This window comes from Chroococcidiopsis sp. CCNUC1 (genome assembly GCF_023546805.1).
In the GTDB taxonomy this organism is placed as follows: Bacteria; Cyanobacteriota; Cyanobacteriia; order Cyanobacteriales; family Chroococcidiopsidaceae; genus Chroococcidiopsis; species Chroococcidiopsis thermalis.
The window spans coordinates 1,922,025-1,945,684 of sequence record NZ_CP097480.1 but is presented as its reverse complement, the minus strand read 5'-3'; the positions used below and the strand labels follow the sequence as shown (position 1 = coordinate 1,945,684).

The 23,660-nt window shown below is 45.7% G+C and carries 18 protein-coding genes and 3 pseudogenes; 8 read left to right on the top strand and 13 right to left on the bottom strand.

Annotation, left to right across the window (positions count from 1 at the left end; all coding sequences use genetic code 11):
• Window positions 1–31: 31 nt before the first annotated feature.
• Window positions 32–154, top strand: a complete 123-nt coding sequence (locus tag M5J74_RS32610) for a hypothetical protein (RefSeq protein ID WP_256498742.1) — start codon at window positions 32–34, stop codon at window positions 152–154.
• A gap of 309 nt (window positions 155–463) precedes the next feature.
• Here M5J74_RS32610 and M5J74_RS09145 read toward each other — a convergent pair whose 3' ends face one another.
• The 4 genes and pseudogenes from M5J74_RS09145 to M5J74_RS33365 form a co-directional block, all read right to left on the bottom strand.
• Window positions 464–1,825 (bottom strand): cation:proton antiporter, encoded by a 1,362-nt coding sequence (locus tag M5J74_RS09145; protein WP_250016356.1) that lies wholly within the window; start codon window positions 1,823–1,825, stop codon window positions 464–466.
• Window positions 1,826–2,003: 178 nt separating this feature from the next.
• Complete coding sequence (locus M5J74_RS09140) at window positions 2,004–2,336, bottom strand: P-II family nitrogen regulator (protein WP_015153814.1); 333 nt, start codon at window positions 2,334–2,336, stop codon at window positions 2,004–2,006.
• Between the two features lie 96 nt (window positions 2,337–2,432).
• Window positions 2,433–3,563, bottom strand: a complete 1,131-nt coding sequence (locus tag M5J74_RS09135) for a sodium-dependent bicarbonate transport family permease (RefSeq protein ID WP_250016355.1) — start codon at window positions 3,561–3,563, stop codon at window positions 2,433–2,435.
• A gap of 138 nt (window positions 3,564–3,701) precedes the next feature.
• Window positions 3,702–3,919 (bottom strand): annotated as a pseudogene (locus tag M5J74_RS33365) (SulP family inorganic anion transporter); the annotation flags it as partial.
• A gap of 493 nt (window positions 3,920–4,412) precedes the next feature.
• On the opposite strand from M5J74_RS33365, the gene M5J74_RS09130 reads away from it, so the two are divergent.
• Together M5J74_RS09130 and M5J74_RS09125 are read left to right on the top strand one after the other, a co-directional pair.
• Entirely contained in the window at window positions 4,413–4,808 is a 396-nt protein-coding gene (locus M5J74_RS09130; protein WP_015153811.1) for a nuclear transport factor 2 family protein, read from the top strand.
• Between the two features lie 436 nt (window positions 4,809–5,244).
• Window positions 5,245–6,351, top strand: a complete 1,107-nt coding sequence (locus tag M5J74_RS09125) for a hypothetical protein (RefSeq protein ID WP_250016354.1) — start codon at window positions 5,245–5,247, stop codon at window positions 6,349–6,351.
• Here the strand turns inward: M5J74_RS09125 and dapF are convergent.
• Window positions 6,341–7,177 carry a diaminopimelate epimerase gene (gene dapF / locus M5J74_RS09120; protein WP_250016353.1) on the bottom strand — a complete coding sequence of 279 codons (837 nt, stop codon included), beginning with the start codon at window positions 7,175–7,177 and terminating at the stop codon, window positions 6,341–6,343. The genes M5J74_RS09125 and dapF overlap by 11 nt on opposite strands.
• Before the next feature lie 253 nt (window positions 7,178–7,430).
• Window positions 7,431–9,344, bottom strand: coding sequence for a transketolase C-terminal domain-containing protein (locus tag M5J74_RS09115; RefSeq protein WP_250016352.1), 1,914 nt, complete (start codon window positions 9,342–9,344; stop codon window positions 7,431–7,433).
• Between M5J74_RS09115 and M5J74_RS09110 the strand changes: the two genes are divergently transcribed.
• Together M5J74_RS09110 and M5J74_RS09105 are read left to right on the top strand one after the other, a co-directional pair.
• Window positions 9,343–9,522, top strand: a complete 180-nt coding sequence (locus M5J74_RS09110; RefSeq protein WP_127024072.1) for a hypothetical protein — start codon at window positions 9,343–9,345, stop codon at window positions 9,520–9,522. The genes M5J74_RS09115 and M5J74_RS09110 overlap by 2 nt on opposite strands.
• A gap of 118 nt (window positions 9,523–9,640) precedes the next feature.
• Complete coding sequence (locus M5J74_RS09105; protein WP_250016351.1) at window positions 9,641–10,408, top strand: DeoR/GlpR family DNA-binding transcription regulator; 768 nt, start codon at window positions 9,641–9,643, stop codon at window positions 10,406–10,408.
• Window positions 10,409–10,905: 497 nt separating this feature from the next.
• Here the strand turns inward: M5J74_RS09105 and tkt are convergent, their stop codons facing one another.
• The 3 genes from tkt to acpP all read right to left on the bottom strand — a co-directional run bounded on the left by tkt (window position 10,906) and on the right by acpP (window position 14,785).
• The gene (tkt, locus tag M5J74_RS09100) at window positions 10,906–12,936 is read right to left on the bottom strand and encodes a transketolase (protein ID WP_250016350.1); all 2,031 of its coding nucleotides are present in this window, start codon (window positions 12,934–12,936) and stop codon (window positions 10,906–10,908) included.
• A 181-nt stretch (window positions 12,937–13,117) separates the two neighbouring features.
• Window positions 13,118–14,368, bottom strand: coding sequence for a beta-ketoacyl-ACP synthase II (gene fabF, locus M5J74_RS09095; protein ID WP_015153805.1), 1,251 nt, complete (start codon window positions 14,366–14,368; stop codon window positions 13,118–13,120).
• 165 nt (window positions 14,369–14,533) lie between these two features.
• Window positions 14,534–14,785 carry an acyl carrier protein gene (gene acpP, locus M5J74_RS09090; RefSeq protein WP_015153804.1) on the bottom strand — a complete coding sequence of 84 codons (252 nt, stop codon included), beginning with the start codon at window positions 14,783–14,785 and terminating at the stop codon, window positions 14,534–14,536.
• A 373-nt stretch (window positions 14,786–15,158) separates the two neighbouring features.
• Here acpP and M5J74_RS09085 point away from each other — a divergent pair, with 373 nt between their 5' ends.
• Window positions 15,159–16,064, top strand: a complete 906-nt coding sequence (locus M5J74_RS09085) for a CoB--CoM heterodisulfide reductase iron-sulfur subunit B family protein (RefSeq protein ID WP_106171577.1) — start codon at window positions 15,159–15,161, stop codon at window positions 16,062–16,064.
• Between the two features lie 378 nt (window positions 16,065–16,442).
• Window positions 16,443–17,309, top strand: a complete 867-nt coding sequence (glsA, locus tag M5J74_RS09080; RefSeq protein WP_106169840.1) for a glutaminase A — start codon at window positions 16,443–16,445, stop codon at window positions 17,307–17,309.
• Window positions 17,310–17,385: 76 nt separating this feature from the next.
• Here the strand turns inward: glsA and xseB are convergent, their stop codons facing one another.
• The 3 genes and pseudogenes from xseB to xseA form a co-directional block, all read right to left on the bottom strand.
• Window positions 17,386–17,634, bottom strand: coding sequence for an exodeoxyribonuclease VII small subunit (gene xseB / locus M5J74_RS09075; RefSeq protein WP_015153798.1), 249 nt, complete (start codon window positions 17,632–17,634; stop codon window positions 17,386–17,388).
• Window positions 17,635–17,754: 120 nt separating this feature from the next.
• Complete coding sequence (locus M5J74_RS09070) at window positions 17,755–19,767, bottom strand: glycoside hydrolase family 55 protein (RefSeq protein WP_250016347.1); 2,013 nt, start codon at window positions 19,765–19,767, stop codon at window positions 17,755–17,757.
• 124 nt (window positions 19,768–19,891) lie between these two features.
• Window positions 19,892–21,126: pseudogene (gene xseA, locus M5J74_RS09065) on the bottom strand (exodeoxyribonuclease VII large subunit).
• A 429-nt stretch (window positions 21,127–21,555) separates the two neighbouring features.
• Between xseA and recA the strand changes: the two are divergent.
• Window positions 21,556–22,632, top strand: coding sequence for a recombinase RecA (recA, locus tag M5J74_RS09055; protein WP_015153795.1), 1,077 nt, complete (start codon window positions 21,556–21,558; stop codon window positions 22,630–22,632).
• Window positions 22,633–22,689: 57 nt separating this feature from the next.
• On the opposite strand, the pseudogene gshB reads toward recA, so the two are convergent.
• A pseudogene (gshB, locus tag M5J74_RS09050) lies at window positions 22,690–23,660 on the bottom strand (glutathione synthase).

The window sequence follows — 23,660 nt, the reverse complement described above, 5'->3', positions numbered from 1 at the left end:
AGTCGTAGGGGCGGGTTTTTACAGGAGATTTATGAAACAACCCAGAATTCTGTGGATAAACCCGCCCGTACAGGAGTCGGGAATGAGAGGCGATCGCATTTTTACATTTCAGCAAATTTTGAACGCCAGAACTTGTAGAAGCGGGTTCACTTAAAACACTATTTATACAGAAAAATTCCGTTTAAGATTCGCAATCGGATGTTGTTGTAGCTGGTATTAAATGTTACTGGCTGGGAACACTAAATCTATCACCAGCCACAACAACGATTGAGTATTGGTGAGGACGTAACCGACAGATAGGCTGTCGGTGTCTAGAGTCAAATGAACACGAGGTCATCGGCATTTACCCAACTACCGTTGATTGGTGTAACTTGGTGCTAGAAACTCTGCAATTTCTCGATCGTTCACCCAACCTCGCACCACAATCATCTATTGAGTAAACAGCCGTAATCTCGTAAAACCGTTACTCACTTGCTGTTTCTACAGCCGTGGTAGATTCTGGGATGGGATTCGTGGATGAACCAAAAGCAACCCGTAAAAAAGGTGGAGCCAGAAAAGTTGTCAAAATTACCATGATAATAATCGACACCTCCAACGGCTTATCCAAAATGCCGCTAGCTGAGCCGATGCCAGCAAACACTAGACCCACCTCACCTCGAGGGATCATCCCAACCCCGATCGCGAAGCGATTGATTCCGGGTAGTCCAAACACTGCCCAGCCCGTCACCAGTTTGCCAACGATCGCCACCCCTACCAAAAAGACAGCAATCAATAGTCCTGCTCGATTCTCCGGTACTGCCGGGTTCAAAACACCGAGGTCGGCACGCGCTCCCACCGTCACAAAGAAGATTGGTACTAGTAAATCGGCGATTGGTTTGATTAATTCATCTAACTCATTCCGGGCATCGGTTTCATCGAGCACTAAACCCGCTGCAAAGGCACCCAAAATCGCTTCGAGATGAATGGCGTTACCTAAAAATGCCATAAAGAAAGCGAAGATGAATGCCGGAATAACAATATTTCCACGGGTTTTGAGCCGATCTACGATCGCCACAAAACTTTTGTTAAAGACACCCCCCAACAAAATTGCTCCAATCAAGAATGCTGTAGCACTGACAATCAAGTAAATGACATTGGCGACATCAATCTCACCGGTTTTGGCTAAGCTGGCGACTACAGCCAAGACAATAATGCCAAGGACATCATCAATCACCGCCGCGCCAACAATGATTTGCCCTTCTTTGGATTTGAGTTGACCTAACTCTGCCAACACTTTAGAGGTAATGCCGATACTCGTTGCCGTTAACGCAGCTCCCGCAAAAATCGCTGGAATTGCAGCTACATGAAAGAGCATCATTAACCCTGCCGTACCCGCCGTAAAAGGTGCTGCGACTCCGACACAGGCGACAACCGTGGCTTGAATGCCCACTTCCTTCAGTTGCCGCAGATCGGATTCCAGTCCAATTTCAAACAGCAGAATAATCACGCCGATTTCAGCTAGAACCGAAATCACTTCACTTTGCGATTCAAAGATTCGGGTCAGCGCATCCGGTGCCAATTGATTTAACCCTTGCAACGCCGTCATAATTACCGAGTCAGAGGCAGACAGCCCCCTTTCGGGAAAAATCACCAGGTGCAACGCCGAAACGCCGACAATCACACCAGCGACCAGTTCCCCCAGGACGGGTGGAAAATCCAATCGCCTTGCGACCTCTGCGCCAAACTTGCTGGCTAGATAAATTACTACCAGCGTCAGCAATACGCCAGACAGAATAATAGGTGAATCCTCAGCAACAACGGTCGCCAGGAATGGTAGCGGAGTCATGAGAGCGGCTATCCCCCACTGAAAGGAGGCAGAATGTTGGACAAAATCATGAGTTTAAAGCAATGAAGGTTAAGGGTTTGAGGGAGTCATAAAACTGCGGGGGGTACTAAAGTTTGAAGTAACGGCTACCAAAAAGCCGGGGTCATGACCCGGCTTTTTGTGTCTAAGTCGTCTCGATTCAACAGCCGTCTGGTCCACAGAAACTGTGCCCGTACAGGACCTCCGCGTCACAGATGTAGATAATGCCCGCATAATCGAGGAAAAACTTCACTCCGACCTGATCCGCAATATTCTCAGCCATATCCCGATCTGGGGTAAGTATCTCGAACTTTATATTCGCCGTGGTGTCAGAAACGCTGGGTTGACCTGACGATCGCACGTTGCGACTGCCTTTACCGCCAGTCTCCACCACCGTATAACCAGTCGCCCCGGATTCATCGATAATATTGGCGATCTTTTTCAGCAAAATCTTTTCTGTGACGATGACAAGCTTTTTCGCTGGCTTAGCCATGTTAGTTACCTTCTTACCTCTGTATCTCGATCTTATATGTTGATCTACTTGGTCTGCCGAGACAAGGGAGCGCCGACAGACTGCGCCCGACTGGGACTAGCCGCCGCCGATTGCCTGGGCAAGCCCGAGGAAAAACGGTATACACAAGCCGATCGCAACGGGCGTACCGATGGCTGTGGAGGCACCGATGTAGGCGGAGGGATTAGCGGACGGGATACCAGCTCGCAACGTGGGCGGGCCTGAGATGTCTGAACTGGAGGCGGCGATGACGGCTAGAATCACGACACCGCCAAGGCTGAATCCTGTGGCGTAGTGGGCAATCAGACCGAGACCGAAGGCGATTAGCCCATGCACAAACGGTGCCACTAGGCTATACACGACATACCACTGGGCAACCTTGCGTAGTTCGCCAATCCTTGACCAAGCCTCCATACCCATAACCAGCATCAAGACCGAAAGCAAGCCGCGGAAGAGGGGGTCGTAAAAGCTTTCATAGACACTTTCCGGTCGGGTGAGGATGCCAAGAGCAATGCCGAGCAACATTGCCGATAGGGCAGGTCCCTGGAGGCTTTCCTGTACGATCGGCCAGATCTTGACTCGATTATCCGCAGAATCCTTCTGCTTGCGATACTCTTGTCGGTTGCCGGGATAATCTTGCCGATCGGGATAATCGCCTGCCGCAACGGGCTGCTTGCTGAAAGATTCCTGCTTGCTGAGATACTCGTCTGCTGTCCTACGCTTCTTCCGGTTGAGATAAATGTTGGCAACCACAATTGCAGTGACGAGTGCTGGGATATCCATGAAGGGATAGAGTGCGGCAGCCCATGCCTCATAAGACATTTTTTGTTCTTCCAGGAGCGTTAGGGAGGCAGCCATCGTAGAGCCACTCACGGCACCAAACAACCCTCCAGTCGCGATCGCATCCACGGTTTTGACCTTTGGCAGCTTGGCCAATGTATAGCGCGCGATGAATACAATGAGAATCCCGACTGCTACCGAAAACGCTGCAGGTAAAATCATTTCCGTCAGGTTGGAATTGCGGATCGCAATACCACCGGTCAGACCGATTTTGGTGAGCAGCATGAAGACGATGATCTTAACAATCGACTCTGGAATTTGCAGTTGGCTGCCGAGAGCGGCAATGACCATACCACCAATTAAAAAGCCGAGTGTTGGGGACTGCAACTGCTTAACGAAGTCCATTAAAAAATAGGACAAAAAATCCACGAGTACCTCCTTATACCTCCTCTGACGAGAAGTATTGCAATGAATGAACTAAATGAACTTTAGCGAGTTAAAGAGAGTAAGAGTGAGGCGCTTCACCCCTACAGCACAGGTGTTGCACGAGAACCTGTAGACAGGGCTTACGGCTATTGACCCGGTCGGTTCAGACGACGTTGGGGTACCGCCAAACAGAGCGGCAAAAAAGCCGCCACAAACTGCCCCATAGAGTCCACCGCGGAGACCCACCCCAAAGGCAACGCCGAATGCACAGCCGGGGGTAATGAGACAACGGCAGCCGTGACACCGCCGAAGATATCGCCCCGGAGGTTATTAAACTGGATGAGATTGGTGATTGCCATAATTGAGGTAAACGAACGGTAGATCGAACTAACTAGAAGCGACCCATTTCATAGCAAGGATCGGCTATAGATAAAAATCGGCTGGAGAATGGAACTTGGCATCTGCGATCGCGCTTAAAGAAGTCTCAACAGCAGACTGCCGAGAATGATTGTCAAACGACTTCAAGTTCTGAAAAACTAAATCGCAATAGTTAAATCATTTGTATATTTTTAACTGTACGCCACTCTGAGTAAGCTTACTTATTAATCAATCAAAAAAAAATCTTTTGTTTGCATAGAAATTTATCTATGGTTTTTAGATCGCTAGCACCGCGAAGCCAGCGGTCGGGGACAGCAGCCCAACAAGTCGTTGCAGCGGCGGAATAAAGGTTATTGTCAGAAATCATAAGTCACTAGCCGCCGCTGATTTGAGCCGTTGTGTCGCTTTCTTGTTTTGACAAAGTTCGTGTCGCTTTCTTGTTTTGACAAAGTTCGTGATGTATATTCAAGAACTATGAGTTCAAATCAACAACAATTTCTACAAAATCTTTACAATGCTTTCAACAAGCGCGAAATTGAAACAATCATTTCGTTTATGCAACCGGACGTAAAATGGGCGAACGGAATGGAAGGCGGTTTCGTTTACGGGCGCGACGCAGTGCGCGAGTATTGGACGAATCAATTCAAGATTATTCAACCGCAACTCGAACCATTAAATTACGAAACGGATGATAACAATAGAGATGTCGTAACAGTTCATCAAATCATTAGAGATTTGCAAGGCAATTTGCTCGCGGATATGACTGTTCGGCAAATCTTCACAATCGAGAACAATTTGATAAGTCTTTATGAACTCGGCGAGAGCGAAACAATACAAGCGACAATTCAGAAGGCTGGAACATCCAATTAGCGACGAAATCTTGAGCTGTTAGTTGTTCTGACAATCGCACTTCATAAGATATTTGCTTTTGAAAATAACGGTGCGGCACAACAAATCAATGGACGTGAGGGCGAAACAGCGACTTTTTTATTTACGTCTTTCATAAAATTTTGCGTTGACACTGGCGGTTTCGCCATACATCATCTCAACCGTTAGACCGCGCCAACCACTGTGAGAGTATGGGTTTTGAGCGAACTTGAGCGATCGCTATGACAAAAAAGTGAATTCTGTATAGTAAAGCAGATCGGCAAGTTAATCGATAGTTAACGCAATCTAAACTCTCCACGATTTGGCAGGGCGATCGCTTACAATTGCTGTGTCAATCGGCACATCATCAATCGCATTTCAAACTCAGCTTAGTCTATTGATTTTGTCTCCTCAATTTAGTTATAGAGGAACTAAAACTATGAAAAGACTACTTGCCCTGCTGCTGTCTAGTTCGGTACTCGCTTCAGTGCCGCTAGCAATCTCACCTCGCGTCCTAGCTCAATTTTCCACCTCCGCTCAAACGACTCTTGAAGCCGTCCATCCTAACGGCACGAGCTTACAGCTGGCAGACGTAAAATTTACCAAAACCAACATCTCGCTGAATCTTACTGCGGTCAATCGTAGCTCCCGTAAAATTCAACTCAATAGCACTAAAGGGATGGTTTTAATCGATAATTTGGGCAATCGATACTTTATGGAACCCCCAGAAACAAATCGATATTTAGCGATGAATCCTGGTAAAACCTCGCAAGGTTGGCTGACCTTTCGGGGTGGACTTGCACCTCAAGCAACCTCCCTCATGTTAGTCACGAATAGTCGCAGGGGGTTAAAGACCGATCCGACAACTCAGTATCCGCTCCTGACCCTGCAAATTCCCATCAAACAGACCGTTACTCGTGGGCAAACTGCGCCATCTCAACCGAGACGTTCTGCAAATGCTGGATGGGTGATTCCGCCATCCTACACCATTAACGGACGCAAAATTCAGCCTCCTACGGGTAATTTTGACATTCGATTACGAAATGGGGCGCGGCTGCACGTCAGGTCGCCCAACGTTAGCTCCTCTAACACCCATTCAATTCGGACGAATCGAATTAGCACTGCGTCAGCAACTGCTCCGGTGAGAACCGAACGGGCGGCTCTGTCCTACTCGGAGCAGGGCTTAAAAGTTCAACATCCCAATGGAACAGTATTACAAGTGATGGGAGTTCGCTTTGCAGCCGATCGCATCATTGTGAATGTAGCTGTCGTCAATCGATCGCCTAAAACAATTAAACTCAACACGAATCCTCAAAATTTGATTCTGATTGACAATTTGGGCAATCAATACGATGTTATTCCCGCGATCGACAATCCCAGAGTAGAAGTGGCTTCCTACAGTACATTTAACGGTGACTTGACCTTCGCCACTCGCTTAGATTCAAACGCGACTTCACTCACCCTGATTACAAATCAAGAATTTCATGGTCTACAAAGAGATACAACTTCACCTCGATTTGTCGTCGCGTTGCCACTCAATCGATGAGAAGATTCAGGCAGCTCAAAAAATCCTTCGCAAATTCACCCTGAGCCACAGCCGACACACCACCAGTCATAAAAACGCGATCGCCTACTATCTCAATATCAATTTCTCCTCCTGGCATGTGTACTTTAACCCGATCGTCAACCAAACCTAATTTATAAGCAGCACTCGCAGCCGCACAGCTACTACTACCAGAAGCCAAAGTATAACCAGCGCCTCGTTCCCAAATTTCTATTTGAATATTTTGGCGATCGAGTACTTGCAAAAACTGCACGTTTATGCGTTTAGGAAATAGCGGATGATTTTCAATTTTTGCCCCTAAAGATACAGCAAGCTCCTGAGAAACTTCCGATCCTGGGATAACGCAGTGAGGATTACCAATAGATAAACAAGTGGCTTTCAAAGTTAAATCGTTTACAGGTAAATCGATCGCAACTGTTTGGCGAGGCGAACCAGTCACCGGAATCAATTCACTTTCAAAAGTAACAGTTCCCATATCCACTTTAAACAGCGTTGCTTCTGGGTTTAAAACTTCGACAGCAACCTCACCGCCTAAAGTTGTTAATTGAAATGTTTTTGTCTTGATGTATCCAGCATCAACTAAATATCTCGAAAAAATCCGAATTCCATTACCACTTTTTTCAGCTTCACTACCATCAGGGTTAAAAATTCTCAGTTCTATCTTATCCCCTGTAAAAATAGGTCCATATAATATCCCATCTGAACCAATACCAAAATTGCGATCGCAAATTAATTGAATTGCTTTTTCACTTAAGTTAAAGTTAACTATATTTGGGTCGATAACAATATAATCGTTTCCCAAAAGCATGGTATTTATAGAAATCAGTTGTCATACTAGCAAGTCAAAAGTTAAAAGTTAAAATATTTGATTCTATCGGTATTTCTGTGGTAGATACTATTTTTTATTGGTTTTGCGATCGCATCAAAAACTCATGATTGAATTGATTTGGATCGGATCGATGCTTGATGACTACGGCGGAGAAGATCCCCCCAACCCCCCTTAAAAAGGGGGGCTAAGAGCGTGAGGGGGCTAAGAGCGATTGATTAGTGCAAGGATAAGATTATTTCGCCAATTCCTTGACTTTATTCATAATTCCTGCTGGGTCAATTCCCTGATGTGGGTATTGTTCCCACAAACCGCCACAACCTTCACGATAAGTACCGAGGTGAGCGTATTTAGGAGTATAGCCGCGCTCTAATAACCAAGAACCGAAACGACTACCCAAGCCAGTGCGACGGTTAAAGGCTTCCGCAACCACTACAAAGGAAGTTTTGCCGATTTTTGCCATCGTCTCCTCATCGACAACATTCAGCGTGGCTTTATTAATTAAACCCACATCGATTCCTTCTTGCTTCAGACGCTCTACAGCATCGAGGGAGCGGTACAAGGCATCACCAAAGCTGACGATGTAACCCGCAGTTCCTTCCCGCACGACTTCATCTTTACCAGGGACGAATTTGTAGTTGCTGCCAAATAAGTCGTTACCGTTACCGTCGAGAATGTTTGGTACTTTGGAACGGGTAGAGAAGATGAAACGCAAACCAGGATCGCTAAATACAGCATTCACGCAAGCTTTCATCTGATTGGCATCGGCGGGGAAATACAGCCGTGTTTCGTGACCGTCATCCAAGCCATTATCGGCAAACATATTGTTGATGCCAAAATGACAAGTATTATCTGCCATGTCATCAACACCTGCATGGGAAAAATGACAAAGGACATTGGAATAATTCAGCCGCGCCATCGTAATTTCAGAAATGCACATTTCTAGGAAGGCGCTGAATGTGGCAAAAACTCCTTGCTTGCCTTTTTCCATGCCAAATCCAGCCGCAGCCGAAAAGTTACCGCGCTCCATAATCCCAGAAGGAATGAAGATTTCGGGGTAAGCATCGTGAATCTTCTTCAGACCGCAGGAACCTTCTAGGTCGCTATCAATGACCATGACTTTTTCCTTGCGTTCCGTCTCGCTCATCCGACCGAGAACTTCTACCATTGCTTCGCCAAATACGTTGCGGTTAGCGCCTAATTTGTCTCCAGAACCGAGGAAAGTGTAGCTATCTTTGGGTTTTTGGATGCTCTTGATATGTTCGACAGCCGCCGCTTGTCCGCGAGATTCGAGATATTTCAGCGCCAAATCTACCGAAATCACGTCATGACCGTGGGTAGAGCCTTCTAAGCCTTCAATCCCAGGACACATGGGACGCTTGTTAATCACCGCGATCGCACCTGGTGTAGTTACAGCTTCGCACAGACGACGGTACAAATCATCAATATCTTCACCATCTCCCTCAAGTACTTTTAACCCATGACCTTGTAGGGTTTTGGCAACGCTAAAACCAGGCAAATATTTAGAAGGATGTCCGGCGATTGTTACATCATTATCGTCGATAATTAGCTTCACGTTGAGGTGTTGGGCGATCGCTAACCGTGCTGCTTCCGCGTCATTGCCTTCTTGCTGCGAACCGTCCGAACCCAAGCAAAATACTGCTTTGCCAGGATTTGCCATTGCCACACCGTTAACATAGGGCCACATATGTCCCAGCCGTCCCGAACTAAACTGCACGCCAGGAGTTAATCCTAGTTCGGGGTGTCCTGGTAGTTTAGAATTTGCTTCGCGATATTTCAGCAGTTGTTCGGCTGGTAATTCACCGCGTAAAGCTGCCATTAAATATTGAGTGCCGACTCGGTGTCCCGCTTCATCAAAGAAAATTGGCACGAATTTATCCGGCGCTCCCCGAAAGAAGGCATCGAGAATCATGACTTCTGGTACGGTGTCGTAGGGTCCACCTGTATGTCCGCCAACTCCTTTCGCAGCTCCAGTTGCCGTAAATAAAACGATCGCATCGCGACAAAGTTGAATATTTGCTTTTAAAGTTTCTCGCTGTTCGTTTGTGAGGACGGGGTTGCTTGGATCGAGTTTCAGAGGTTTGTATGCACCGAGATCGATAGGGAATTTAGTAGCGGTGATAGTCATGGCTAATATTTTAGTGAGGAACTATTACGGACGGGTCAATCGCACGAGAAGGTTGTCAGCAGGATTGCAATTCGATCGCTACAAACAGCAAAGCAGTCTGTGGGGATCGAGTCAATCGCTCGTGGCTACAAAAGCGCTGTCAAGCACGATACACTCAAACGTGCATAAGTATGCTTGAATTATGCTTGAATTCAGTTACAAGCACTGACTAACATGCAAAAACCTGCATGTTTATGAGTTTATACTTATAAGGGTGCAATTTCAAGATCGAAAACGCAATTTCAGGCAGAGCGACTATGCTAACCGCAGAGAGACGGCAATACATCTTAGATATTCTGCGCCGCGATAAAAAGGTGCTGTCATCGGAACTCAGTACGGCGTTGAATGTTTCTGAGGATACGATTCGTCGAGATTTGCGGGAATTGGCAGAGTCGGGTTTGTTGCAACGGGTGCATGGTGGGGCGCTTTTGGCTTCACCCGCGATCGCGAGTTACGCCGATCGCCAAAAACAAGCACCGAAAGAAAAAGAGGCGATCGCCCGTGCTGCGGCAAAATTAGTTTGTGCGGGGCAGGTGGTAATTTTGGATGGGGGTACGACGACGCTTCAGGTAGCTTGTCATTTACCGCTAGATTTACAAGCAACTGTCGTCACAAATAGCCCGCCAATCGCCGTTGCGTTGGCAGATCATCCCTATATTGAAGTCGTGATGTTGGGCGGACAGCTTTATAAAAAAGCCATAGTTAATGTTGGTGCGGCTACTGTTGAGGCGTTACGGATGATTCGTGCCGATTTGTGCATGTTGGGGGTGTGTAGTTTGCATCCAGAAATTGGAATTAGCGTGACGAATTTAAATGAGGCGTACGTCAAACGAGCGATGATTGCAAGGGCGGCGGAGGTGGTAGGATTGGCAACGGCTGCGAAGCTAGATACGGCTGCGCCTTATGTGGTGGAATCGATTCACGCTCTGACTTATTTGGTGACTGCACCAACGGTAGCGAATGAGGCGTTGGCTGCTTATAAGGATTTGGGGTTGGCGATCGTGCGTGAGGAGTCTATAGATTAAATTGGTTGTTGGTTGTTGGTCGAAATCACGTTAAACTAAGCCGCAGGAGTGGCTCTGCGGCTTAGTTTAACTACATGCCAGTAAATTTAATCCCTTATTTTTAGTCTGGGCTTTTCTCCCCCATGACAGGGATGAGAGAGCGACCGATCGTAGTTTACTACGATCGGTCGCTCTCTCATCCCTTATAGCTGCCCTGCCTATGCATTCTCTTAAAAAGCCATCCTACCAAGAACTAGACTTAAGGAATCAATGTATTATAACTAGGCTCATACACACTCAAGCTTTGCAATTATGCGCTGAGGCTAAGTTGCTGCGCTATCAAGCTCGTAGAATTCGTGATGAACGTCGGAATCTCAGCGCGCTCGCTCAGAAATGGGTAGTCAAAGAACGTGGCAAGCAAGTAATCGATTCTGATTTTAAAGTATAGAAATTCTCACGAGAACCCCATCAGACCATAACAACAGGGACGCACGGCTGTGCGCCCCTATAATAGGCATTTAGCCCAACAAAGATTTAGCTTTTGTCAATACATTATCGACGGTGAAACCAAATTTCTCCATACAAACATTGCCAGGAGCAGAAGAACCGTATTGATCGATGCCGATCGCAATACCTTCGGAACCAACGTAACGACACCAGCCAAAGGTCACGGCTGCTTCTACGGAAACCCGCTTTTTCACAGCTTTGGGTAGCACGGATTCTTTGTATTCTGGAGTCTGTTCTTCAAAAATTTCCCAGCAAGGCATGGAAACGACTCGCACTTTTTTGCCTTCACCGCGCAGTTGCTCGGCTGCTTTGACGCAAAGTTGAGTTTCGCTACCCGTGCCGATTAAGATGATGTCGGGTGTACCTTCGCTGTCGGATATGATATAAGCGCCTTTGGTTACGCCTTCAATCGAGCTACCAGCGAGGTTGGGTAAGGCTTGGCGAGTTAAGGCGAGTACGGAAGGACGTACTTTGTTGCCCGATCGCTTGCCTTTAGCTGCTTCGATCGCGACTTTGTAAGCTCCCGAAGTTTCGTTACCGTCAGCCGGACGAAGCACGTACAGATCGGGTATGACTCGCAAAGCTGCCATGTGTTCCACTGGTTGGTGGGTGGGACCATCTTCACCTAGCGCGATCGAGTCGTGAGTCATGACGTAGATTACGCCTGCTTCCGACAGTGCCGAAAGCCGAATCGCCGCCCGCATGTAGTCTGTGAAAACTAGGAATGTAGCGCAGTAGGGAATTAGCCCCGATCCATCTAGGGCAAGACCGTTACAAATAGAACCCATACCGTGTTCGCGCACGCCAAAGCGGATGTAGCGATTTTGGTATTGTCCTTTTTGGAAGTCGCCCGAATTCTTGAGTAGGGTATTGTTAGAAGGAGCCAGGTCAGCAGAACCACCAATCAATTCTGGCAGCACTTCCGCGATCGCATTCAAGCAATTACCGGAGTGAACGCGGGTAGCGATCGCTTTATCTTCTGGCTTGTAGGTGGGCAGAACTGAATCCCAGTTTGGGGGCAGTTCGGCTTCGTGCATCCGTTCTAGGGTGCGAGCTTCGTCAGCATATTGCTGTTTGTAGCGCTCGAACATTTGGTTCCACTCTTGTTCGAGTTTTGCACCGCGATCGATCGCTTTACGCCAGTGGTTGAGTGCATCTTCTGGTACTTCAAACGGCGGGTGATTCCAACCTAAATGTTCGCGGGTGGCTTTAACTTCATCTTCGCCTAAAGCTTCGCCGTGAGCGTGGCGAGTATCGGCTTTCTTGGGCGATCCGTAACCAATGGTTGTCCGCACTTTAATCAGAGAAGGCTTATCAGTGACGGCTTTTGCTGCTTCTATGGCTTTTTGAATGCCATCTAGATCTGTGTTACCGTCTTCTACTACCTGGACGTGCCAATTATAAGCCTCAAACCGTTTACCAACATCTTCTGTAAACGCTAGGTCGGTGGAACCGTCAATCGAAATGTGGTTGTCGTCATATAGAGCAATTAGCTTACCCAGTCCCAAGTGTCCGGCTAAAGAACAAGCTTCGCCAGAAACACCTTCCATGTTGCAACCGTCGCCTAAGATGACGTAGGTGTAGTGGTCGATGATGGGGAAATCGGGTTTGTTGAATGTGGCTGCTAGGTGAGCCTCAGCCATCGCAATTCCCACACCATTCGCGATTCCCTGTCCCAATGGACCAGTGGTAATTTCTACCCCTGGATTCATAAAGTTTTCTGGATGACCTGGGGTTTTTGATTCCCATTGACGGAACTGCTTGAGGTCATCTAAAGTTAAATCTTCATATCCAGTTAAATAGAGCAGGGCATACAGCAACATACTGCCATGTCCCGCCGACAGCAAAAAGCGATCGCGATTCAACCAAGCCGGATTTTTAGGATTAAACCGCATGAAGCGATCCCAAAGCACGAATGCCATCGGAGCAGCACCCATCGGCAGCCCAGGATGACCCGACTTTGCCTTTTCTACGGCATCAATTGCCAGAAAGCGGATTGAGTTAATACAAAGTTCTTCAAGGGATTGGGTTGCAACAGCCATAATTTCTAGTTTGTTAACGACAGTTCAGCTCGCAGTTGCGGCTCAATACATAAGATGCTAAATGCTTGGCATCGCCCTCGGCACGCATAAGCGATCGTCCCATACTTCGAGATCGCCATGCAAGCCTTTTTTTGAGGGAGCAGTGTAGAGACGTTGCATGTAACGTCTCTACACTGCTCCCTTAGACATATTTTTTAAATGCCAGGGTAACGTTGTGTCCGCCGAAGCCGAAGGAGTTGGATAGGGCAACGTTGACGGTGTGGGCGCGACTTTGATTTGGGATGTAATCTAAATCGCATTCTGGATCGGGGTTTTCCAAATTGATTGTAGGCGGAACCCGATCGTGGGCGATCGCCATGACTGTCGCAACTGCTTCAATTCCTCCCGAACCGCCGAGTAAATGACCCGTCATTGACTTGGTGGAACTGATGGCAACTTGATAAGCTGCTTCACCCAAAGCTGTTTTAATTGCCGCTGTTTCGCTCGGATCGTTGACTGGGGTACTCGTACCGTGAGCGTTGATGTAGTTTACTTGCTCTGGCTTAATTCCACCATCTTTGAGACACAGAGCGATCGCCCTGGCTGCGCCTTCTCCTTGAGGGGCAATTCCTGTCATGTGGTAAGCGTCGCAAGTCATGCCATAGCCGACAATTTCCGCATAAATTTTGGCTTTCCGACTCAGGGCGTGTCCTAATTCTTCCAGCAATAAAATTCCCGACCCTTCTCCCATCACAAAACCATCGCGATCGCGATCGAACGGACGACTGGCGTGGGTTGGATCGTCGTTGCGGAAAGATAGCGCCCGCATCGAGGCAAATCCTGCTACCGATAGGGGTGTAACAGCGGCTTCCGTACCACCACAAATCATCGCTTGGGCGTATCCGTGCTGGATCAGTCGAAATGCCTCGCCAATTGCGTTAGAACCCGCAGCACAAGCTGTTACAGGACAGGAGTTCGGTCCTTTTGCACCGACGTGAATTGCCGTTAACCCCGCCGCCATATTCGCGATCATCATCGGAACCATGAAAGGGCTACAGCGATCGGGTCCGCGATTGAGATAAATGGTTTGCTGTTCTTCTAAAACTTTAATCCCACCAATCCCCGTACCGAGCATGACACCGACTTGTTCGGCATTTAACTCGTTAATCGTAAACTGGGCATCGGCGATCGCCTGTAAACTTGCAGCAACGCCAAATTGTGCAAAACGATCCATTCGTTTCGCATCTTTGCCATCCATGTATTGCTGCGGGTCGAAACCTTTCACCTCTCCGGCAATCCGGCATCTATGCTGTGATGGATCGAATAATGTAATCGAACCAATACCATTGCGACCGCTTTGCAATCCTTCCCAGAATTCAACTGGATTATTGCCAATTGGCGTAATCGCGCCAACACCAGTCACCACAACCCGTTTTTTTTCCAAATCTGTCATAGCTCAATTCTCAGCCAGCTTCTTCACCCGTGAACTATTTGTCATATCCTTCGGGAAGGGCTATTCTTCGAGAAGCCACCCTTCGGGTGTCTACGCCCTACGTCATTCGTCATTTGTCATTGCTGGCGAACAAAGGACAAATGACAAAGGACAAGTGACTAACACTTACGCGGATGTAGCAACTTTATTGTTGATGTAGTCCACAGCTTCTTGTACCGTGGTGATCTGTTCGGCTGCTTCATCAGGAATTTCAATATCAAATTCTTCTTCTAGAGCCATGACCAGCTCTACTGTGTCCAGAGAATCGGCATTGAGATCGTTGGCAAAATGAGCCGAGGGCGTGACCTTACTGGCTTCAACACTCAGTTGCTCGGTGACGATTTTCTTTACTTTTTCAAAAATTTCCGTTTCGCTCATACGATGACTGTCCTTAACCAGTTGCTAGACCTTGAACTTAGGTAAAATGCTTTTGAGCATATTCATCTTATCGAAAAGCGCGATCGTATATCTCTCCACATGGTCTATTTTCTTTTTGTCACCAAATGAGAGGTGAGAGAGAAGGGTAGCCAGGATATCCTTTTCAGGCTCGATCTATCAGCGAACTCTGGAAGAATTACGACTTCAATCTGTTTCTGTGATGACAAAGACTGTACGGGTTAACGTAGAAACCTAGTGGAAATACTAGCGATCGCCCACGGCTATCAAACAATCACCTGCGACTATCAAAGCGTTAGCTTAGAGTTATATTCTTCTTACCCCTGACTCCTAAACCCTATTGACTATATTTACCATGTCATCTACAGCTTTAAAATACGCATATTACCCCGGTTGTGTCGCTCAGGGTGCTTGTCGGGAATTGCACCTATCAACTCAAGCGCTAACTCAAGCTTTAGGAATTGAACTAATAGAGCTAAAAAAAGCCGCTTGCTGCGGTTCTGGTACGTTTAAAGAAGATTCGCAACTGCTAGAAGATACTGTTAATGCCAGGAATATTGCTTTAGCAGAAGAATTAAACTTACCTCTTTTAACTCATTGCAGCACTTGTCAGGGTGTCATCGCTCACGTTGACGATCGCCTTAAAGAATCTCAACAAAGCGATCCAGCTTATCTAGATAAAGTTAACGGTTTTCTCCAAAAAGAAGGCTGTTCCCCCTATCGTGGCAGTACGGAAGTCAAGCATTTACTTTACGCGCTGGTGACGGATTATGGTTACAAGGCAATTCAGCAAAAAGTCACCAAGTCTTTGAGCGGTTTAAAGTGTGCGGCTTTCTATGGTTGTTACCTACTGCGCGCTCGTAAAACTATGCCCTACGACGATCCATTTAATCCTCAAGCAATGGAAAATATGTTTGAGGCAGTGGGAGCAACACCAGTATATTATCGCGGACGCACGCAATGTTGCGGTTGGCCTCTTTCTAGTTATGCCACCGAACAATCATTTAAAATGGCAGGAATGCACATTCAAGATGCGATCGCCTCTGGTGCAGATTGTATGGTGACACCTTGTCCTTTGTGTCATTTAAATCTCGATTCTCGTCAACCAGAAGTTGAGAAAGTTATCGGGAGAAAACTTGGTTTACCAGTCTTACATTTTCCACAATTAATTGCTTTGGCGTTAGGAGTTGCACCGAAACAATTAGGATTAGAACGACATATTGTTTCTACCCGTCCGGTGTTGGAAAAATTGGGATTGTGATTTTTGGATAAAAGAGGGCGGGTTTGTGAATATCCTGGCGTGAAAGAGGGCGGGTTTGTGAAGATCTTCATTTTTATCAAAGCTCGTCGATAAACCCGCCCCTACAGCATTACGGACAAAATTATGTATTTTGACTTTTAAATTTCAACTTTTAACTTTTTACAAATGGTAACTGATTTTTATAAATATCATGCTTTAGGTAACGATTATATTGTTATCCTGATGTCGATCTCATGGCAAAATCGAGTGTAGAAGGTTGCGTTTTCACTCGTAAAGATGGCAGCTTTTACAGTTAAGGATTGTAGACAACTACCAACTACCAACTATCAATTACCACATTTGAAGCCTTTAACTCCAGCGCAACTAGAAACTTGGGTAATGCAAGCACGCAGGCATACTCAAGAAGGAAAACTACCTAACTACATTCCTCTCTTAGCCCAAGCTAATCCAAATTGGTTAGCAGTGCAAATTCAAACTGTGACAGAACAAAGCTATAACGCAGGCGATACTCATTGTACTTTTCCGTTAATGAGTGTTGTCAAGCCCTTTATTTTGCTATTTTTGTTACAGCAATTAGGTGCAAAAGTAGTCTTCTCTCATGTAGGAATGAAACCATCCGATCTGCCTTTTAATTCTCTAACTCAACTGATAGCAGATGAAGGTTTTCCTCGCAATACAATGATCAATAGTGGCGCGATCGCACTTTGTTCTATCCTCCCAGGTATCAATGCATTTTCTCGCTGTGAGAATCTCCGTTTGTGGCTGAATCAAACCGCAGGTTGTCAGCTAACTCTAGATAACCAAATGCTTGATTCCGTGCGTTCTTTACCCAACGATCGCAACCTTGCGATAACTCGACTATTAACTAAAGCTGGCAATATTCACTCGCCAGAAACTACTCTAGATGCATACAATCATGTTTGCTGTTTAGCTGGTACGGTAGCTGACTTAGCACGGATAGGAATGTTACTCGTACAAGCTCATGACGCGATCGCGCCCCAAAACCGTCGTATAGTAAATGCAACTATGACGACTTGTGGTTTATACCAAGCTTCAGCACGTTTTGCCTCAGAAGTAGGCTTACCGACAAAATCGGGAGTTAGTGGGGCAATTTTATCAATTGTACCGACTCAAGGTGCGATCGCGTGTTACAGTCCTGGTTTAGACGAAACAGGTAATTCCAAAGCTGGTATATTCTTAATACAGCAACTCGCTCAAAATTTGAATTTAAGTATATTTGGCTAACCTTTATTTTTTGACGATAAGTTTTACCCAAAACACTCTACCAGTTTTTGACTTCTCACTTTTGACTTTTGACTTTTTAAGATTCATTATTCAAAGTTTCAATTAACAAATCCACTTGTTGCTGTCGTTGTTGCAAAAAAGTTTCGCACTGTTTCAACTGCTCTACAGCTTGAGTAAATTGCTCGAACACCTCTTCCAATTCTAACTCGCCTGCTTCAATCCGAGAGATAAGTGACTCAACTTCTGCTACAGCTACTTCATATTTCCAAGTATCGGGTAAAGGTGAAGTGTTTGATTTAGTTTTGGAATTGGAGTTACGAGACATACCAAAAGAATTTGCGAATAAGAGAGTTTGCTAAACGAACTTTTATTTTACATATTAGTAAGCTTACTTCAATAATAGTATAGGTGGGCAATGCCACCCTACTACTTTTGAATTTTTTCGCTATTTATACCCCACAAACAAAGGCATTCTACCAGGAAAATCCTTACTCAGTAGTTGGCGCTTCACGCCGTTCCGAGTCTCTTCTACTTGAATATCATAGTTTTTGTTCTCACCATAAGCACTGACAGAATAGATTAATGACTGACTAGAGTTATTGCTAATAAATGCAGCTTCCTGCTTTTCTTGAGCAGTAAAGTCATGTACTGGATAGATTAAAGTTCCCAAAACTTCTGTTTTACCACCTTTAGTAGTATTGATTACAGAACCCTTACCCTCCGTTTTTAGTCCCAAAATCCAGAGCGTCCCGCCTTTATTTTCAATTTTAGTACGTGCTGCATCTAAAGTTTCAACATTTAACTGCCTCGCCCAAACTTGATGAGGGTAATTAATCCGTAAACTAACTCCTACATCTTCTAAAAATAGCTTGCCAGATTTGGGAAAGTCTTTGTACTCGTAGCCACCATGTTGAATAACAACAGTGCGCGGTGAAGCGTGTTCTATTGTGACTCCATAACCAAATTGTTCGATAATCAAAGGCTTGTCGCTATTTTGCTCGACGCGAAATACAATTCCACCGCCATTCACAATAGACGAAAAGCCGACAATACGTCGAACTGAAGCCGGAACCTTGAAAACTTTTTTATCATGAGAAAAGTACGTACCGAAAGGAAAATAAATAGTCGATTTACCTGAATTGAGTGCATCTTGTAAAGAATCAGTTTCTCCGTACCATTGAGGAGAAAAAGCCATCCAATTAGCTAAATTTTTATCCTCGAAAACTGGTGTTTCTTCAATTGGTAAATTGAGCGATCGCATTGGACTATCAAACAGATTATATATTTTGTCAGAGACATATTCACTTATACTTGTACCAGAAACTATAGTTTCTTTGTGATGAATTGCCGATTTATAACCGCTAGTATTGATATTTCTCGCATATAAATAACCGTTGTTTTCAATAGCACTAGCTTTTGCCGCACCACCTTGAAAATTGCCATCTATAACAATTATCATGCCCGCTGGTGCTTGATTTTGAATGACTGGTACAGAATTTTTACTCTGAAGTTTACGAATTGCTAATGTATTACCATCATTTAAAATACCTGCAACTTTTTGCTGTTGAAGTGTAATTTCCTCGAACGTAGGACCATATTCTAAGTTTTTAGTGACAATGCCGTAGTCAAATCCATTAATTTGTACGTTCTTAATTAAACAAGGTCCTGCCCATTGTCTCGACATATCTAAACCAACTTTTCCTTGTCCGTCACCAGAGCGAATTAAAACATTCCACAGAGAACCAAAATTATTAGAAATATAGTCTATCCCGATCGCGCCTGGATTATTTTTTCCCGTATCTACGGTTAAATCTGTAATATTTTGGCGGAATGACATATTACCATCTATAGTCTGTATGACTGGTTTAGGAGCATTGCGATCGCCAAAACTTTTCGTCTTGTCTTTGAGTTGAATAATACTAATTCCTGCTCCTTGTCCCTGCCAACTCATACAGCAACCCTTCCAATTTAAAGTATTGCTGATTAAATAAGTTCCAGCCGGAAAGTACAGAGCTTTTGGCTTGCCAAAATAATCTTGTTCTTCGTCGCGTTCGTCATTTAGAGCTTTTTGAATTGCTGCCGTATCATCTGTAACGCCATCACCTTTTGCGCCATATTGAGTTTTAACATTAGCTGAGATAAAATCGCTCGGAAAAACTTTTTTTATCGGATTGCGATCGATTGTTTTATTAGTAAACGTAGTTGGCGTGATGGCATTACTAGATACTAAAATTGGAGGTTTACTCGAACTGGATTTTTCTGTGGGTGATGGAGAAATAGGCTTTTTTGAAGAATTGGTGTTAGTTATATTAGAGCTAGCTATATCTACCACTTGTAAAGGTGTGGGTCGTGAAAACTTTAGAGCTAATTGCGGGACTAGAAAAATTGCTGCTAATGCTACCCATACAAATAAAATGAACAACCAAATAAATCTACGTAGTTTTGCGGAAATTTTCATACAATACTTCTTCCTAAGCGAACGAAATTCGTGACGACAATAACTCAATTTATCTACACGAACTCAACATACTGTAGAAAGTTTTAACCTGTGCCAGTGGCTTTTGTCTGTAGGGCTAAGAATTTTAGATTTCAGATTGAGAATTCTCGATAATTTTAACTTTGATTTTTCCTTGACTGAGCTGAATTAATAACTCTTGTCCTGGCGCTAACTGAGCAGCCGAACGAGCGATCGTACCGTTTTCTTGCCGAACTACAGCGTAACCCCGTTTCAACACCGCATGAGGATCGAGGCTAGCAAGTTTCTGTGCTAATAAATGACAGTGTTGCCGTGCTTTTTGCGATCGCTGTTGAGTTACCTGAATTAACTGCTGCTTTTTCCAATTTAAAAACTCAATCTCGCGCTGAATTTCTCGGTCTAAACGCAAACGCCCCAACCGACTGCTGAGAGAATAGTAGCGATCGCCTGCCATATCTAATTGTTGCTGTACAACTGCCTGTAGCGTCTCTATCCTCTGCCGATGCTCGGCATACACAACCGCTAAATCTGGTACAACAAGTTCTGCTGCTGCTGTAGGCGTATGGGCGCATACGTCAGCCACCAAGTCTGTTAAAGTCTCGTCTCGCTGATGCCCAATCCCCGTAATCACGGGTATAGAACACTCAGCTACCGCCCGCACAACTCGTTCGTCGTTAAAACAAGCCAACTCCTCCACTGCGCCCCCACCACGGGTAAGAACCAACACCTCCGCCCTTCCGTCTCGTTCCACGCGCTCGATCGCTTTGACAATAGATGCTGGTGCTGGCTCTCCTTGCACGGTAGCAGGCGAAAACAGAACAGATAAACCAGGATAGCGGCGTTTAAGCGTTTTTTGAATATCGCCCCAAGCCGCTGCTGTTGGTGAAGTGACAACGGCGATCGCCTGGGGATGAGCTGGCAGAGTTCTCTTCCGTTCTAGATCGAATAAACCTTCTGCCTCCAGGCGATCGCGCAACTGCCGCAGTCTCAACGCCAGCAATCCCTCCCCCGCTGGTAAAGCCTGCCACACTGTCAGTTGATATTGTCCCCGCTGAGGATACAAACGAATACTACCCAAAACTACGATCTGCTCCCCTTGTACTGGTAGTTGAGCCAAGCGCGACAACTGGCTATTCCACACCACACACTTAATCTCAGCTTTTGTCTCTGGGTCTTGCAGCGTCAAAAACAAACCTTTAGAGTGACGGCTAAGACTCGAAACTTCCCCCCAACCCACACTTGCCGCAACACCTCATCATGTTCCAGCAATAATTGAATATACGATGTTAGACCAGCCACCGAGATGACTGCCTCTTCTAATTGAGACTCTGTATAGGACATGAGGACAAGGGGGACAAGGGGGACAAGGGGGACAAGGGGGACAAGGGGGAACTCGCTCTTCCCCACTCCCTTCGGTCGTGGGGATTAGGGGGCGAAGGGGGACAAGGGGGACAAGGGGACAAGGTAGATACGAAGATCTCTTCTTAGCGTTCTTCTTAGCGCCTTCGCGTCTTTGCGTGACCTAAAATCATATCTCTGCAAGTAAGCTAAGGAAAACAACAAAGCCAAAAGAAAACCGACGTAATTTTGTATATAAATCAGATAAAAACCAAAAATCAGCAAATTATCCCCAATTACGAATTACGAATTCAAAATTACGAATTAGCATATATGCTATGCTGTGCTGGATAAATCTACTAAAATAGTATATCTGCACTAGTTAAAACTAGTTAAGTAAAAGTTTTTACACCTCCTATCCTAGAGGCGCGAATGGCTATTAACAATGATGTTGCTGGCAAGCAAAAAGCCCTGAATCTAGTCCTGAATCAAATCGAACGCAATTTCGGCAAAGGGGCGATCGTGCGCTTGGGAGATGCGACCCGAATGCGCGTGGAAACTATCTCTAGCGGTTCGTTGACGCTCGACTTAGCTCTAGGCGGCGGTTTACCCAAAGGGCGGGTAATTGAAATCTACGGTCCAGAGAGTTCTGGTAAAACGACAGTAGCACTCCACGCGATCGCGGAAGTCCAAAAAGCAGGTGGAATTGCTGCCTTTGTGGACGCAGAACACGCCCTCGATCCAACTTATGCAGCGGCTTTGGGTGTAGATATTGAGAATCTCCTCGTCTCCCAGCCAGACACGGGCGAAGCTGGTCTAGAGATTGTCGATCAGTTAGTGCGATCGGCGGCGGTGGATATTGTGATTGTTGACTCTGTAGCCGCGCTAGTTCCCCGCGCTGAAATCGAAGGTGAAATGGGAGATACCCACGTCGGCTTGCAAGCACGTTTGATGAGCCAAGCTTTAAGAAAAATCACGGGTAACATCGGTAAATCTGGTTGTACCGTAATTTTCCTCAACCAGCTACGACAAAAGATTGGCGTGACCTATGGCAACCCAGAAACGACAACTGGAGGTAATGCCCTTAAGTTCTATGCCTCTGTACGTTTGGATATTCGCCGGATTCAAACCTTGAAAAAAGGCACGGAAGAATTCGGCAACCGCGTTAAAGTCAAAGTTGCTAAAAACAAAGTTGCGCCGCCATTCCGAATCGCCGAGTTTGATATTATCTTTGGCAAAGGCATTTCTACATTAGGTTGTATGGTAGACATTGCCGAGGAAACAGGCGTAATTGTACGCAAAGGTGCGTGGTACAGCTACAAAGGCGAAAACATTGCCCAAGGTCGCGACAATACGATTAAGTATTTGGAAGAAAATACTGAGGTTGCTCAAGAAATTCAGAAACTCGTCCGAGAAAAACTCGACATGGGTGCTGTAGTCTCAGCTAACTCCGTGAAAGCTCACGAAGAAGATGAAGACGAAGATACGGATATGTCTGACGACGAGTAGCTTTTTTGTTTGAATCGGAGTAGAGACGTTACATGTAACGTCTCTACATTTCCTAGATCAAACCTTCGCCTTTTCCAACCATTGCATCACCGTTTCTCCCAGACGAATTCCATTGAGTCTATCGATTTCTCGGATCCCTGTAGGGCTGGTGACGTTCACTTCAGTTAGATAGCCACCGATAACATCAATTCCGACAAAGTATAAGCCGTTTTGTTGTAGGCTGACAGCTAAATCCTTACAGATCTGATGTTCTCGGTCTGTAATTTCAGTTTTGGCTACCGTACCGCCAGCTGCCATGTTATTACGAAAGTCGTCGCTGGTGGAAATTCGATTCACAGCTCCGATGGGTTCGCCGTTGAGTAGAATAATCCGCTTGTCTCCTTCTTTCGCAGCAGGGATAAATTCTTGCACCATCACGGGCATTTTGGCTTGGTAAGTGCTAATTTCTACAATTGAGTTGAAATTGCGATCGCCCTCTTCAAGATAAATAATTCCTTCACCTGCTTTGAGTCCCAGTGGTTTGAGAATCGCTGCCCCTCTTGTTGCTAAAAATTGGCGAATCACCTTTTTATCCGCACTCACAATTGTCTCTGGCATCAAATGAGTAAATTGTAGAGCAAACATTTTTTCGTTGGCTGCCCTCAACCCTTGGGGATTATTGACAACTAAAGTTTTGCTCCGATCGATGAAGTCGAGAATGTAAGTAGCGTAGACGTAGGGAATATCTACAGGCGGATCTGTCCGCATGAACACAGCATCAAAATTTTCTAAAGGCATCCAGGTGCGATCGCTCAAATCGTACCAAACCAGTTCCGCTACCCAGCGCCCATCCACCAACTGCACGGGTTGAAGTTGTAAGCGTTCTAAAACAGCCCATGCCTTACCTTCAGCTACCCCAAGCGGCTAGCTTGAGTTATCCACACTTCATGTCCTAAAGCTTGCGCTGCTTCCATCAAAGCAACGCTCGTATCGTGACCTGGATCGAGTTTGTGGATCGGGTCGATAATAAAAACTAGTTTTAAACTCAA

Coding starts and splice junctions, on each gene's coding strand:
- M5J74_RS32610 (WP_256498742.1), top strand. CDS start 32: ATGAAACAACCCAGAATTCTGTGGATAAACCCGCCCGTACAGGAGTCG.
- M5J74_RS09145 (WP_250016356.1), bottom strand. CDS start 1,825: ATGACTCCGCTACCATTCCTGGCGACCGTTGTTGCTGAGGATTCACCT.
- M5J74_RS09140 (WP_015153814.1), bottom strand. CDS start 2,336: ATGGCTAAGCCAGCGAAAAAGCTTGTCATCGTCACAGAAAAGATTTTG.
- M5J74_RS09130 (WP_015153811.1), top strand. CDS start 4,413: ATGAGTTCAAATCAACAACAATTTCTACAAAATCTTTACAATGCTTTC.
- M5J74_RS09125 (WP_250016354.1), top strand. CDS start 5,245: ATGAAAAGACTACTTGCCCTGCTGCTGTCTAGTTCGGTACTCGCTTCA.
- dapF (WP_250016353.1), bottom strand. CDS start 7,177: ATGCTTTTGGGAAACGATTATATTGTTATCGACCCAAATATAGTTAAC.
- M5J74_RS09110 (WP_127024072.1), top strand. CDS start 9,343: ATGGCTAATATTTTAGTGAGGAACTATTACGGACGGGTCAATCGCACG.
- M5J74_RS09115 (WP_250016352.1), bottom strand. CDS start 9,344: ATGACTATCACCGCTACTAAATTCCCTATCGATCTCGGTGCATACAAA.
- M5J74_RS09105 (WP_250016351.1), top strand. CDS start 9,641: ATGCTAACCGCAGAGAGACGGCAATACATCTTAGATATTCTGCGCCGC.
- tkt (WP_250016350.1), bottom strand. CDS start 12,936: ATGGCTGTTGCAACCCAATCCCTTGAAGAACTTTGTATTAACTCAATC.
- fabF (WP_015153805.1), bottom strand. CDS start 14,368: ATGACAGATTTGGAAAAAAAACGGGTTGTGGTGACTGGTGTTGGCGCG.
- acpP (WP_015153804.1), bottom strand. CDS start 14,785: ATGAGCGAAACGGAAATTTTTGAAAAAGTAAAGAAAATCGTCACCGAG.
- M5J74_RS09085 (WP_106171577.1), top strand. CDS start 15,159: ATGTCATCTACAGCTTTAAAATACGCATATTACCCCGGTTGTGTCGCT.
- glsA (WP_106169840.1), top strand. CDS start 16,443: ATGCAAGCACGCAGGCATACTCAAGAAGGAAAACTACCTAACTACATT.
- xseB (WP_015153798.1), bottom strand. CDS start 17,634: ATGTCTCGTAACTCCAATTCCAAAACTAAATCAAACACTTCACCTTTA.
- M5J74_RS09070 (WP_250016347.1), bottom strand. CDS start 19,767: ATGAAAATTTCCGCAAAACTACGTAGATTTATTTGGTTGTTCATTTTA.
- recA (WP_015153795.1), top strand. CDS start 21,556: ATGGCTATTAACAATGATGTTGCTGGCAAGCAAAAAGCCCTGAATCTA.